This is a genomic window from Robertmurraya sp. FSL W8-0741, from assembly GCF_038004005.1.
Classification (GTDB): domain Bacteria; phylum Bacillota; class Bacilli; order Bacillales; family Cytobacillaceae; genus Robertmurraya; species Robertmurraya siralis.
Genome location: NZ_JBBOQG010000001.1, coordinates 330068 through 343623, shown reverse-complemented (window position 1 = coordinate 343623; position 13556 = coordinate 330068). Strand labels below are relative to the sequence as shown.

The 13556-nt window shown below is 39.3% G+C and carries 13 protein-coding genes; all 13 read left to right on the top strand.

The window, feature by feature from the left end; all coding sequences use genetic code 11:
• The first annotated feature begins 56 nt into the window (after positions 1-56).
• The 13 genes from NST02_RS01740 (at position 57) to NST02_RS01680 (ending at position 13489) form a co-directional block, all read left to right on the top strand.
• Positions 57-1013 (top strand): ribose-phosphate diphosphokinase, encoded by a 957-nt coding sequence (locus NST02_RS01740; protein ID WP_095314465.1) that lies wholly within the window; start codon positions 57-59, stop codon positions 1011-1013.
• A 317-nt stretch (positions 1014-1330) separates the two neighbouring features.
• Complete coding sequence (locus NST02_RS01735) at positions 1331-1969, top strand: 50S ribosomal protein L25/general stress protein Ctc (RefSeq protein ID WP_095314515.1); 639 nt, start codon at positions 1331-1333, stop codon at positions 1967-1969.
• Between the two features lie 87 nt (positions 1970-2056).
• A complete protein-coding gene (pth, locus tag NST02_RS01730) occupies positions 2057-2617 on the top strand; it encodes an aminoacyl-tRNA hydrolase (RefSeq protein WP_095314467.1) in 561 nt (186 codons plus the stop codon).
• Between the two features lie 101 nt (positions 2618-2718).
• Positions 2719-2949, top strand: coding sequence for an anti-sigma-F factor Fin family protein (locus tag NST02_RS01725; protein WP_095314469.1), 231 nt, complete (start codon positions 2719-2721; stop codon positions 2947-2949).
• A gap of 194 nt (positions 2950-3143) precedes the next feature.
• Positions 3144-6686 carry a transcription-repair coupling factor gene (gene mfd / locus NST02_RS01720; RefSeq protein WP_340947785.1) on the top strand — a complete coding sequence of 1181 codons (3543 nt, stop codon included), beginning with the start codon at positions 3144-3146 and terminating at the stop codon, positions 6684-6686.
• A gap of 289 nt (positions 6687-6975) precedes the next feature.
• Positions 6976-7512, top strand: coding sequence for a stage V sporulation protein T (spoVT, locus tag NST02_RS01715; protein ID WP_095314516.1), 537 nt, complete (start codon positions 6976-6978; stop codon positions 7510-7512).
• 379 nt (positions 7513-7891) lie between these two features.
• On the top strand, positions 7892-9505 hold the full coding sequence (locus tag NST02_RS01710; protein ID WP_340947783.1) for a putative polysaccharide biosynthesis protein: 1614 nt from the start codon (positions 7892-7894) through the stop codon (positions 9503-9505).
• A gap of 8 nt (positions 9506-9513) precedes the next feature.
• Positions 9514-10974: a nucleoside triphosphate pyrophosphohydrolase gene (gene mazG, locus NST02_RS01705; RefSeq protein ID WP_244988995.1), complete on the top strand. Its 1461-nt coding sequence runs from the start codon at positions 9514-9516 to the stop codon at positions 10972-10974.
• Between the two features lie 47 nt (positions 10975-11021).
• The gene (locus tag NST02_RS01700; RefSeq protein ID WP_095314477.1) at positions 11022-11282 is read left to right on the top strand and encodes an RNA-binding S4 domain-containing protein; all 261 of its coding nucleotides are present in this window, start codon (positions 11022-11024) and stop codon (positions 11280-11282) included.
• A gap of 262 nt (positions 11283-11544) precedes the next feature.
• Positions 11545-11847, top strand: a complete 303-nt coding sequence (gene yabP / locus NST02_RS01695) for a sporulation protein YabP (protein WP_095314479.1) — start codon at positions 11545-11547, stop codon at positions 11845-11847.
• Entirely contained in the window at positions 11844-12476 is a 633-nt protein-coding gene (gene yabQ, locus NST02_RS01690) for a spore cortex biosynthesis protein YabQ (protein WP_095314481.1), read from the top strand. The genes yabP and yabQ overlap by 4 nt, the downstream gene beginning before the upstream one ends.
• A 28-nt stretch (positions 12477-12504) precedes the next feature.
• A complete protein-coding gene (locus tag NST02_RS01685; protein ID WP_340947781.1) occupies positions 12505-12897 on the top strand; it encodes an FtsB family cell division protein in 393 nt (130 codons plus the stop codon).
• Positions 12898-13030: 133 nt separating this feature from the next.
• The gene (locus NST02_RS01680) at positions 13031-13489 is read left to right on the top strand and encodes a S1 domain-containing RNA-binding protein (RefSeq protein WP_095314485.1); all 459 of its coding nucleotides are present in this window, start codon (positions 13031-13033) and stop codon (positions 13487-13489) included.
• Positions 13490-13556 lie beyond the last annotated feature (67 nt).

Here is a 13556-nt window from a genome sequence, read left to right as displayed (position 1 = left end):
GAAGCTGATTGAAGTAATACAGTAAGCCAAAAAAGAAAAGCAATTGGAGGTTCATCATGCCAAATCAATATTTAGACCCGAATTTAAAGGTATTTACGTTAAATTCAAACCCGGAGCTTGCAAGGGATATTGCGAAAGTCATCGGTGTAGAATTAGGAAAGTGTTCTGTTCAACGTTTTAGCGATGGCGAAATTCAAATTAACATTGAAGAAAGCATTCGTGGTTGTGATGTGTTTGTGATCCAATCAACAAGCTCTCCAGTAAACGAGCATTTAATGGAGTTGCTTATTATGATCGATGCTTTAAAAAGAGCGTCAGCAAAAACCATTAACATTGTTATGCCTTATTATGGTTACGCTAGGCAAGATCGTAAAGCTCGTGCCCGTGAACCAATTACAGCGAAATTAACAGCTAATCTACTTGAAACAGCTGGAGCAACTCGCGTAATTACGCTAGATTTACATGCTCCACAAATTCAAGGTTTCTTTGATATTCCGACGGATCATTTAATGGGAGTACCAATTTTAGCTGATTATTTCGATAGCAAGGACCTTGGAGGGGACATTGTTATTGTATCGCCTGATCACGGCGGTGTTACTCGTGCTCGTAAAATGTCAGACCGCTTAAAAGCTCCAATTGCGATTATTGATAAACGTCGACCTAAGCCAAATGTGGCAGAGGTAATGAATATTGTCGGAAATATCGAAGGCAAGGTCGCAATCTTAATTGATGATATTATTGATACGGCTGGAACAATTACTTTGGCTGCAAATGCATTAGTAGAGAACGGGGCGCTCGCTGTATACGCATGCTGTACCCACCCAGTCTTATCTGGACCAGCGATTGACCGAATCGAAAATTCGAAAATCAAAGAATTAGTGGTGACGAACTCCATTGCCTTGCCAGAAGAAAAATTGACAGGTAAAATTAAACAATTATCAGTGGCTGCTTTAATCGGGGAAGCGATTATTCGCGTTCACGAAGATCAATCAGTTAGTACTTTATTTGATTAATAAATGTTTGAGGCTTGCGAAAAAGCAAGCCTTTCCGTCTACATGTAAATAATCAGGCTGTCGACAAATGGCTTCTTTTTTCTTTCACAAAGAAATTAAGCTTCGATATGAGAGTAGCATATAAAGAAAAAACTGCTTTTGAGTCATCCCCCTTTTACTTTATGAAAAAATTTCTACGCAGCATCATTCATTCCATAATGATGTTTATTCCTGACTTATTATGGGCATTTTTTATAGAAGAGAGTAAACTTCGTAAACCGAGGTTTTTAGAAGATTCTCTAGAAATGGATCTAACAATAAGGAAGGGGATTATTGAAATGAATACAGTGCTGCGGGCCGTTGAAAGAACGGAGTTTAGGAATTCTGCTTTAACGAAATTAAGAAATGAAGGAAACATTCCGGCCGTTGTTTATGGAAACAAATTAGAGTCGAAACCCATATACATAAATGGGGCGGATTTTATAAAGACGATGCGTGAGGTTGGAAGAAATGGAGTTTTTCCATTAGACTTAAATGGACAAAAAATAAATGTTATTTTAAGTGACTATCAGGCGGATGCGATTAAGAATGAAATTGTTCATGCTGATTTGCGGGCTGTAGATATGAATAAAGAAATTCAAGCGGATGTGAGAATTGCTCTAGTAGGTGAAGCGGCAGGAGTCAAGGATGGGGGCGTTTTGCAGCAATCGTTGCATGAGGTTTCTGTAACGGCGACACCGTCAAATATTCCACAAGTCATTGAGGTAGATATTTCAAGTCTTGAAGTTGGCGAAACCATTACAGTAGCTGATTTGAATGCTGAAAATTTTGAAATTGATCACGATTCGGAGCAAACCGTTGCCTCCATTCTTCCGCCAAAAGTGGAAGAAGAGATAAACTCTGGAGAAGAACAAGAGGATGGCGTTCCTGCTCAGGAAGAGGGAAGAGAAACAGAAGCTGAATCAGCGGGAGAGTAAGGAAGAAGAATGAAGGGACTGGCCAAAAAAGGCCAGCCCCTTAACGTGCATTGATTGCTTAGAATAAGCTTGTGAGGGTGAAGAATGATGAAGCTAATTGTGGGATTGGGGAATCCAGGAAAGCAATATGAAAAGACAAGGCATAATATCGGTTTTGAAGTCATTGACGAGCTGGCGAAGAGGTTGCAAATTCCCCTTGCTCAATCAAAGCACAAAGGACTTTACGGGATTGGAAATGTGCGCGGAGAAAAAGTGGTTTTATTAAAACCATTAACATATATGAACTTATCTGGCGAATCAGTCAGACCCTTGATGGATTATTATCAAATTGAGGTTGAAGATTTAATCGTCATTTATGATGATCTAGATCTTCCGGTGGGCAGAATACGCTTGAGACAGAAGGGCAGTGCTGGAGGACATAATGGCATAAAATCTATTATTGCTCATTTAGGCACACAGGAATTTAATAGAATACGAGTAGGGATTAATCGGCCAACAAACGGGCAGCCTATTACAGATTATGTGTTAGGGCGTTTTACAAAAGAGGAGCAAGAGCAGCTTGAAGTCGTTATTCAAAAATGTTCAGAGGCCTGCGAAGCTACCTTGGAAAAACCCTTTCTTCAAGTGATGAATGACTTTAATCAATAATTAATTAGAGTTTGGTAAAATAATCTGATATAAGTCCTGAATAAGTACCTTTTAAATCGTTCATAATAAAATATAGAATGGTTTAAAAGGGAGGGCTATACGTGGCTCTAAAATATTATTGTCGTCATTGTGGAGTCCAGATGGGCAAGATTGATGATATATCAGTTGATATGGAGAGACTAGGACTCCATAAGCTAACCAATGAGGAAAGAATGGAAATGGTCTCTTATGATTTAACGGGAGATGTGCATATTAAATCAATATGTGAAGATTGCCATGAATCGTTGGAACGAAACCCGGCTTTTTATCAAAATGATTATCTCATTCATTAATACAAGCTTTGGACTTTTTATCCAAAGCATTTTTCTGTTTTGATTTTTGCAATTATTTTTTATTTTTGGCTTTGTTAAACAGAACGGTTGATAAAACTTGTTTGAGCAAAATAGTTTCACAGCTCCTATTTTTTACAAGGAATAGGAATTTTACTATAAAGATATTTTCCAGTAGACATGGGAGGAGGAGCCTTGTGTTAGGTCTTAAACAGCTTTTTACAGGACAGGATGATATTCGCTCGGTTATTGCAGGCGTTCAAGAAGGGCTTAAGGAACAATTGGTTGCGGGTCTATCAGGCTCTGCAAGAACGGTATTTTTAGCATCCGTTTATAATGAAACGAAGAAGCCTTTATTGATTGTGACTTACAATCTATTACAGGCTCAAAAGCTATATGATGATCTTACTCAGCTCGTTGATGAAGATGAGGTGTTTTTATATCCGGCCAATGAATTAATTGCGGCGGAAATGAGTGTCGCCAGTCCGGAATTAAGAGCCCAGCGCATAGATGTATTAAATTATTGGAGTCAGTATGATGAGGGAATCATTATTGTCCCGATTTCAGGTCTACGAAAGATTGTTCCTTCTAAGTCATTGTGGAAGGAACAACAAATTACTTTGAAGGTCGGAGAAGATATTGATATTGAGGCTCAGTTATTACAATTTGTTGAAATGGGATATGTTCGTTCAGAGATGGTATCATCCCCAGGGGAATTTAGCATCCGGGGTGGAATTATTGACATCTATCCATTAACCGAGGCAGATCCGATTCGCCTTGAATTGTTTGACACTGAGATTGAATCAATTCGATATTTTTCCCTTGAGGACCAGAGGTCTCGCGATAAATTAGGGGAGATACTCATTGGACCGGCGACGGAAACCCCGTTTCAAAAAGAGCATTATGAGCAGGTTGCGAATAAGCTTGAAGCAGGTTTAGGTAAAAGCTTAAAAAAGATAAAGGATGAAAAAGCGAAAATTGCTCTTACACAAAATATAAATCATGAAATTGAGCAATTGAGAAACCGGCAAAAACCGGAGCAGCTCTTTAAGTATCTTTCGTTGGCCTATGACCAGTCTAATAGTCTATTGGACTATTTACCGCAAAATGCTCTAATCTTTGTCGATGAAATTAGTAGAGTTCAGGAAATGAATGATTCCCTGGATAAAGAAGAGGCAGAATGGTATTTCAGTCTTCTTAGTGAAGGAAAGATTATTCATGATTTGATGATCAGTCATCAAATTCAATCAAGGATGCAAAAGGTAAAGCATCCGCTCATTTATATGTCTTTGTTTTTAAGGCATGTTCCAAATACAAATCCACAAAATATTATCAATATATCCTGTAAGCAAATGCAAAATTTCCATGGACAAATGCATGTTCTGAAAAGTGAAATTGAAAGGCTGAAAAAAGGAAATTATGCGGTAGTATTTCTCGGTGCGGATGAAAAGCGGGTAGATAAGCTGGAGCGCGTACTGGAGGACTATGAAATTGACGCAGTTGTAGTTCGTGAAAGCCAATTATTGGCAGCTGAAAAAGTACAAATAATGGAGGGCGATCTGCAAACAGGATTTGAACTCCCTATTCAAAAGATAGCGGTCATAACAGAAGAGGAGCTTTTTAATCGTAAGCCGAAAAAAACGCGCCGACGCCAACAGAAGCTATCTAACGCTGAGCGGATTAAGAGCTATTCGGAGCTTAAAATTGGAGATTATGTTGTTCATGTGAACCATGGGATTGGTAAATATTTAGGAATTGAAACGTTAGAAATAAATGGAATTCATAAAGACTATCTTCATATCCGTTATCAAGGTAGTGATAAGCTTTATGTTCCAGTTGAACAAATTGACTTGGTTCAAAAATATGTTGCTTCGGAAGGCAAGGAACCGAAAGTTTATAAGTTAGGCGGGAATGATTGGAAAAAGGTTAAGAGCAAGGTTCAATCGTCTGTTCAAGACATAGCCGATGACTTAATAAAGCTTTATGCCGAGAGAGAGGCTTCCAAAGGGTATGCCTTTTCACCAGACGGTGATATGCAAAGGGAGTTTGAAGCATCTTTCCCTTATCAAGAAACAGAGGATCAGCTTCGCTCCATTCAGGAAATTAAAAGGGACATGGAAAAGGAACGTCCAATGGATCGATTGCTATGCGGCGATGTCGGTTATGGAAAAACAGAGGTGGCGATCCGTGCGGCATTTAAAGCGATTGCAGATGGAAAGCAAGTAGCCATTCTTGTCCCTACTACAATTCTGGCACAACAGCATTACGAAACGATGCGTGAGAGATTTCAGGATTATCCGATTGAGATAGGTTTATTAAGTCGCTTTAGAACAAAGAAGCAACAAACAGAAACCATTAATGGATTAAAAAATGGAACAATTGACGTTGTTGTTGGAACCCATCGTCTCCTTTCAAAAGGGATTACGTATCGGGATTTGGGCCTGCTTATTATTGACGAGGAGCAGCGTTTTGGCGTGTCGCATAAAGAGAAAATCAAGCAGTTAAAAACAAATGTCGATGTTCTCACCTTAACGGCAACACCAATACCAAGAACCTTGCATATGTCGATGCTTGGGGTGCGTGATCTATCCGTTATTGAGACTCCTCCAGAAAATCGTTTCCCCGTGCAGACGTATGTGATGGAGTATAACGGGGGGCTAGTCAGAGAAGCAATTGAACGAGAGTTAGCTCGGAATGGTCAAGTATACTTCCTTTACAACCGTGTTGAGGATATTGAGCGCAAGGCGGAGGAAATATCAATGCTTGTGCCAGATGCTCGGGTAACGTATGCTCACGGTCAAATGACAGAAAACGAGCTGGAATCCGTCATGCTTGGGTTTTTGGCAGGGGAATTTGATGTTCTTGTCAGCACGACGATTATTGAGACAGGGGTCGACATTCCGAATGTGAATACGCTCATTGTTTTTGATGCAGATCGAATGGGGTTATCTCAGCTTTATCAGCTCCGTGGGCGTGTCGGGCGTTCCAACCGTGTCGCCTATGCTTACTTTACGTATCGTAAGGATAAGGTGCTAACGGAGGTTGCTGAGAAAAGGCTTCAAGCAATTAAAGAATTTACGGAGTTAGGATCCGGCTTTAAAATTGCGATGCGCGATTTATCGATCAGAGGAGCTGGAAACATCTTAGGTGCCCAACAGCATGGATTTATTGACTCAGTAGGTTTCGATCTTTATTCTCAAATGCTGAAAGAGGCTATCGAGGAACGTAAAGGTGAATTTGAAAAGGTGGAGAGAGAGCAAAGCGTGGAAGTGGATTTAGAAATTGATGCCTATATCCCAGATACGTATATTGCTGATGGGCACCAAAAAATAGAGATGTATAAACGATTCCGTGGCGCAACAACGTTGGAAGAAGTTCAAGAACTGCAGGAAGAAATGATCGATCGGTTTGGAGAGTACCCAGAGGAAGTCTCTTATTTATTCCAAATTGCAGAGATTAAAGCGCATGCGATTATGGTGGGTGTGGAATCGATTAAACAAGTAAAGGATGAAGTCACGATTCTGTTATCTGAACAGGAAAGCGCTCGAATTAATGGGCAAAAAATCTTTGAAATTAGTAATCAATTCCGACGAATGGTTGGTTTGGGCATGGAAGGCAATCGATTGAAAATGGTTCTTCATATAAAAGGAGTCGAAGTTGCTCATTGGCTTCAGGCTGCTTTTACAATGGTCCAAGGTCTCCAGGAGGCAAAGCGAGATGAGGAAAAAACGGTCTCATAATATAGCGGCGATTTTTAATATGTATGAGGGCGAATTTATATAGTTGCGGGTATTAAACTGGAAAAATGGGCCTGTCCTTTCGTTTTATTTCAAGAAACCAAGGGTAAAGAGAATCATAATGGAATATTTTCACTCTGATGGAAGAAATACTAAACAGGAGAAAAAATATTTGTTTGTGTATAGAACTTTCCAGATGAAAGATACTAAGTTCAAACATGGCAAAGATTTCACATCCGTTGAAGTCATGCTTGTACTACAAAATCATCAGATGAAAGTGAGGCAACATTGGATGAAAGCAACTGGTATTGTTCGTCGAATCGATGATTTGGGTCGTGTCGTGATCCCGAAAGAAATTCGCAGAACACTTCGCATTCGTGAAGGGGACCCACTAGAAATATTCGTTGACCGCGATGGAGAAGTCATTTTAAAAAAATATTCTCCTATTAGTGAACTAAGCGACTTTGCTAAAGAATATGCAGAAGCACTGTTTGATAGTTTAGGAAATCCCGTTTTAATCTGTGACAGAGATGCTTATATTGCGGTAGCAGGGAGTTCAAAGAAGGATTATTTAAATAAGAATATCAGTGACCTTATGGGAAAAACAATGGAAGAACGAAGCTCTGTTTTAAAAACAAGTCAAGGGGAAGTTTCGCTTGTTGATGGAAATGAAGAAACGGTGACATCTTATACAGTTGGTCCGATCATCGCGAATGGAGATCCAATAGGGGCAGTTGTCATCTTCTCAAAAGAAAAAACATTAGGTGAGGTTGAACAAAAAGCAGTAGAAACGGCGGCAGGATTCCTTGCACGCCAAATGGAGTCGTAATTTTGAGGTAGCTGTAGTTCAAAGATTTATCATGATTTATTCGGATTAGTTGCACGAATGGTTTTCGCAAAATCTACACTCAGCAAAGGGTGCGTGACAGGCACGAAATAAGTCAAATCATGCAACATAGCCAATTTTGAAAAAGGTAGCGTGTTATAATGCTACCTTTTTTTGTGGTTAAGGAAAGCAAAGTCGTTTGTTTATGGGAACTCTTTTCATTATTGTCGAATTTAATATTTAGTTCTAGAATCCTTTGATGTTATCCTAAAACAGGAATTCCATATGCACCCTCTCTACTTTTGCTCATCATGTTTCGAGTCTATGCTATAATACAGTCAATTCATTCTCTTTTATAAGTGTGTCGGAAGGAGTTGTGCTTGTGCAGCCCGCACAACAATCAAGGCTTTTAGTGAGAGGAGCATTCGTCTTAGCGATTGCTGCTTTATTAACGAAAATATTGAGTGCAGTATATCGAGTCCCTTTTCAAAATATCGTCGGGGATACAGGTTTTTACATATATCAGCAGGTTTACCCAATTTATGGGGTAGCCCTTGTGCTAGCAACAACAGGTTTTCCAGTTATTTTATCTAAGCTGTACACGGAGCAAAAAAGTCAGTTGGAAAAGCAACGTTTAATGGTCGTATCAACTATTTTCTTTTTTGTTATCGGTGCTGCTATGTTTCTTTTCCTTTATTATGGGGCAGAAACAATTGCTCGTTTTATGGATGATCCACAGCTTGCTCTTTTGATTCGGGTCATATCTGTTGTCTTTTTAATTATGCCAATCGCAGCGATGCTAAGAGGTTATTATCAGGGAGAGGGAAATATGGTTCCGACTGCTTACTCGCAGGTCGGGGAGCAGTTTGTTCGCGTCGCAACTATTTTAATTACCGCCGTGATGTTCATGAGAGCTGGATCTAGTCTTTATGAAGTTGGGGCTGGGGCGGTATTTGGCTCGGTTACGGGGGGAATCGTTGGAGTTGTTATTTTACTTGCTTTCATATGGATAAAAAAAGATTTTGACGTGTTTCGATTGAAGGAGTCGGGTCGTTTATTCAAATATAAGGAAGTTTTGGCACTCTTAAAAGTTTTAGTGATACAAGGCTTTGCCATCTGTATCAGCAGTATGCTTTTACTGTTAATGCAATTAGCTGATTCTTTGAACTTGTATTCGCTACTCATATCGACTGGCATAAATGGAGAAGATGCTAAAGGAATAAAGGGCATTTATGACAGGGGACAGCCGCTCATTCAGCTTGGGACGGTAGTGGCAACGTCGATGTCCCTTTCGCTAGTCCCCTTAATAGCAAGCGAGCGCATGAGAAATAGTGTGGAGACGCTTAAGCAGCATATCCAATTAGCGATTCGCGTCAGCTTTGTTGTTGGGCTGGGTGCCACTGTTGGTTTAATGGCGATTATGGAGCCAACCAATACTATGCTGTTTGAAAACAGTGAGGGCTCTGGAGTTCTATCAATCATTACAATCACGATATTGCTTAGCTCCATTATTATGACGCTCATTGCTATTTTTCAAGGCTTGGGAGAAACGGTTTTTCCAGCGATTGCTGTTCTCGTTGGCTTTGTTTGTAAATATTCCTTTAATCTTATGCTAATTCCAACCTATGGTACAACGGGCGCAGCGTGGGCTTCTAATCTGAGCCTTGCCGCAGTGTTGCTCATTCTCTTTTTTCGGATGAGAAGGAAAAGAAAAGGAAGGATGAATTTCTTACCATTAACAGCGAGAGCCCTGACCGCAGCAGCAGTGATGTATATCGTCTTACATGGCTTTTTGTCGATTACAGATTTTATGTATGCCTTTGGTCATCCACGCTTAATTGCCACAATGCAATCGTTAGCTGCAGTGGTTTTAGGGGCCTTTACTTATTTATTGGTGATTATCAGGACAAAGGTGTTTTCAATAGAAGAATTAACATTACTTCCTTTTGGAAGTAAAATCATGCATTTATTCCCACCAAAAAGAAATAGGAGATGAAGAGCGCTTTGAATAAAATCGTGATTATTGGGCTGGGCGCCGGTACCCTAGAGCAATTACCATTAGGGATTTATCGGTTCCTAACTAAAGCTGAAAACGTGTTTTTACGGACAAGAGAGCATCCAGTTGTCAAAGAACTGGAGACGGAAGGTTATATCTTTCCATCCTTTGACGATACATACGAAAAGCATAATTCCTTTGAAGCGGTGTATGAAGAGATTTGTGATCGGTTGTTTCAGCTTGCAGAACAGCAGTCTATTGTTTATGCTGTTCCAGGTCATCCTCTTGTTGCTGAGCGCACGGTGCAATTGCTATTAGAAGGCTGCGAAGGACGCGGGATCGAAGTTGAAATAGGCGGTGGGCAAAGCTTTCTCGATCCGCTATTTCAGGCGGTAAAAGTAGATCCGATTGAAGGGTTTCAACTCCTTGATGCAACAAGCTTGCATAAGGATGAACTGGAACTACGGCAGCATATGATTATCGGGCAAGTATATGATAGCTTTATGGCATCGGAAGTTAAGCTGACACTCATGGAGAAGCTTCCGGATGACTATGAAGTTTATATTGTGACTGCGGCAGGGGGCAAAGAGGAGCAGATAACGAAGATCCCCCTATATGAATTAGATCGAGAAGTGTCCCTCAATAATTTAACATCAGTTTATGTCCCGCCTGTTAAGAGTGAGGAAGTTCTATATAAGCAATTTTCAAAGCTGCGTCAAATTATTGCTGAATTGCGCGGTCCAAACGGTTGTCCTTGGGATAAAGAACAGACGCATCATTCTTTGAAAAAGTATTTGATTGAAGAAAGTTATGAATTAATTGAAGCGATAGATGAAGAGGACATCGATCATATGATTGAAGAATTAGGGGATGTGCTTCTTCAAGTGATGCTCCATGCACAAATTGGTGAAGATGACGGTTTTTTCTCGATCGATGATGTGATTGCAGCGATAAGTGAGAAAATGGTGAGACGCCATCCTCATGTGTTTGCTGATAGTCAAGCAGACACTGCTGAGGATGTGGTGAAGAATTGGCAAGAGATTAAAAAAGCGGAAAAAGGGAAAGAATCGGTCACATTGCATTTAGAAGAGATGGGAAAGCATTTGCCAAATACGTTAAGGGCTTATGAACTTCAAAAAAGGGCAGCTAAAGTTGGTTTTGACTGGGAGAATGTCGAAGATGCGTTTTTGAAAGTAAGAGAAGAACTTGAGGAATTCGAGGAAGAAATGAAGGGAAATTCTTCGGAGCGCTTGATGCAAGAGTTTGGTGACCTGCTTTTTGCTTTTATTAATGTGGCACGTTTCTATAAAATAAACCCTGAGGAAGCTTTGTTTCATACCAATCAAAAATTTATTCGTCGATTCACATATGTTGAAGAAAGGGCGAAAGAAAATGGCAAAGATTTTGCCGATTATACCTTAATGGAATTGGATGCGTTTTGGAATGAGGCCAAAAGCAAAGAGTTGTAAGATGGACGATAATGACATGAATAAATACAAATAGGAGAGTGAAGGGTATGCGCTTAGATAAATTTTTAAAGGTTTCCCGACTAATAAAGCGAAGAACGTTGGCGAAGGAAGTAAGTGATCAGGGACGAATTACCATTAATGGACAGGTAGCAAAGGCGAGTTCAACAGTGAAAGTCGGCGATGAGCTTGCCGTTCGCTTTGGACAAAAGCTTGTAACCGTTAAGATTGAGCGGCTTCAAGAAACCGTAAGGAAAGAAGATGCGGCTGCAATGTACTCTGTCGTAAAAGAGGAAAAAGTAGAAAGCTAAGATGCTCTTTATGCGAATCGGGAGTCTGCTCCCATTCGCTTAGTCTTTAAGCAAAAGGCTAAGTTATATGTCGGGTTGATTTTTGACTCATTTCGTTAGACCCCTTGGTTTCGCAGAAATTATTCAAAGATAGCTTTAGAAACAATTCTGTTTAAAAAAGTACAATGTCTCGTTCATAGGGAACGCTAAAGCTTGTTCTATTACTTGCTGTTCCTTCATACACTTGTACAAATGTGTATTTGTAAAAAGCGAGGGATGAGAAATGAGTCAATATCACGATATGAACACGACAAAGGGACCCGCAAAAGAGCATGATGTCATCATGAGAGGAAGAAAGCTCGTCGATATTACGGGTGTAAAGCAAGTGGAGAGTTTTGATAACGAGGAATTTTTGCTAGAGACTGTTATGGGCTTTTTAGCAATAAGAGGACAAAATTTACAAATGAAAAACCTTGATGTCGACAAAGGGATTGTTTCATTAAAAGGGAAGGTATATGATCTTGTCTATCTTGATGAACAGCATGGGGAGAAGGCTAAGGGCTTCTTTAGCAAGTTGTTCCGATGACACTGTCAACACAATTTTTAACGATGCTTGCCATGATTGGAATGGGGAGTTATTTTGGAGCTTCGTTGGATACGTACAACCGTTTTCTTCAACGTTCGAAGAGAAAAAGATGGATTGTTTTTTGTCATGATATCCTTTTCTGGTTTCTTCAAGGATTGTCGATTTTTTATGTGCTTTTTCTAGTAAATAAAGGAGAGCTGAGGTTTTATATCTTTCTAGCCCTTTTATGCGGCTTTGCTGCTTACCAAAGTTTATTAAAAGAAGGATATTTACGATTGCTAGAGATTGTCATTTCCATGGTAATCTCTATTTATCGGTTTTTTGTAAAAATGATTCGCATTTTAATTTTTCGTCCCATTTATTCTTTAGTAATGCTTTTATTTTCTTTAATGCTGATGGGAGGAAAAGGACTTTTAGCACTTGCGCAAGGGTGTGGAAAGGTACTATTATTCATTGTACAAGTATTATTGAAGCCATTTGAGTGGATTTTAAAGCTATTTTGGAATTTATTGCCGAAAAAGATTAAAAAATTGGTCGAGAAGTTATATAATTATTTTGCAGGAATTTTTCATAAAAGCAAGAATACCATTAACAAGCTAATTTTTAAATTGAAAAAAATAAAAAAATAACGGTCATGATAAATCAGGAGGTGTGAAAATGAGTGTGATCAAGAAACAGAGAGTAACTAAGTTCCAGTCAGAGTATGTTAAACAGCATGAAAGAAATGAAGTCAGTGCATCGAGAAGAAGAAAATTATTGATTCGGCGATTAGCTATGTTCTTTGTACTAGCATCTGTTATTTCTTATTTTATGATCTCTACACTCATTTCACAGGCCTCTTCTTTAGAAGAAATAAAAGTAGAACAACAACAGTTAAACGAAGAGCTTGCTGGATTAAAGAAAAAGGAAATGATCCTCAAGGAAGAGATTGTTAAGCTTAATGATGATGAATATATTGCGAAACTGGCAAGAAAAGATTATTTCTTATCAGAAGAGGGAGAAGTTATTTTTAATATCTCAGAGGAAAAAGAGGAAAAAGCTTCAGAATAACCCGTCTTATTGACACTCTTTTTTCCTTTTCTGTATAATATATAGTAGTGTACAATTCCATTACTCTGTCTTTGGCAAGTGGAAGTTGGCCGTAGTATGACTTTTTAAATTCTTAAGGAGGAAAATTTTTTTTATGTCAATCGAAGTAGGCAGCAAGTTACAGGGAAAAGTAACAGGCATTACTAATTTTGGGGCGTTTGTAGAATTATCAGAGGGTTCAACGGGGCTTGTTCATATTAGTGAGGTCGCAGACAATTATGTAAAAGATATCAATGACCATCTTAAAGTAGGTGACCAAGTAGAAGTTAAGGTCATCAATGTGGAAAAGGATGGCAAGATCGGTCTCTCAATTAAAAAAGCTGTAGATAAGCCTGAAAGAAGCACGCGACCTGAAAAAAGCTTTAAAGGTGGCGGTGATGCAAGAGGTTCAGTAGGACGTTCCCGACAAGGAAGAACAAATGATAATCGCGCTACAAAAGAATCATTTGAATCAAAAATGGCTCGTTTCTTAAAGGATAGTGAAGACCGCCTATCTTCTTTAAAACGTAACACAGAATCGAAACGTGGCGGAAGAGGCGCTAGAAGAGGCTAACTTGCTGCTGAATTAAAATATAGATCGGTTTTTAACATTATAAGAACAAGTAAAAGAGCATCCACTA

Bases quoted from the DNA above. Each gene is read 5' to 3' on its own strand.
- NST02_RS01685 (WP_340947781.1), top strand. From the start codon at position 12,505: ATGAGTGTGATCAAGAAACAGAGAGTAACTAAGTTCCAGTCAGAGTAT.
- NST02_RS01700 (WP_095314477.1), top strand. From the start codon at position 11,022: ATGCGCTTAGATAAATTTTTAAAGGTTTCCCGACTAATAAAGCGAAGA.
- spoVT (WP_095314516.1), top strand. From the start codon at position 6,976: ATGAAAGCAACTGGTATTGTTCGTCGAATCGATGATTTGGGTCGTGTC.
- NST02_RS01740 (WP_095314465.1), top strand. From the start codon at position 57: ATGCCAAATCAATATTTAGACCCGAATTTAAAGGTATTTACGTTAAAT.
- NST02_RS01680 (WP_095314485.1), top strand. From the start codon at position 13,031: ATGTCAATCGAAGTAGGCAGCAAGTTACAGGGAAAAGTAACAGGCATT.
- yabP (WP_095314479.1), top strand. From the start codon at position 11,545: ATGAGTCAATATCACGATATGAACACGACAAAGGGACCCGCAAAAGAG.
- yabQ (WP_095314481.1), top strand. From the start codon at position 11,844: ATGACACTGTCAACACAATTTTTAACGATGCTTGCCATGATTGGAATG.
- pth (WP_095314467.1), top strand. From the start codon at position 2,057: ATGAAGCTAATTGTGGGATTGGGGAATCCAGGAAAGCAATATGAAAAG.
- NST02_RS01735 (WP_095314515.1), top strand. From the start codon at position 1,331: ATGAATACAGTGCTGCGGGCCGTTGAAAGAACGGAGTTTAGGAATTCT.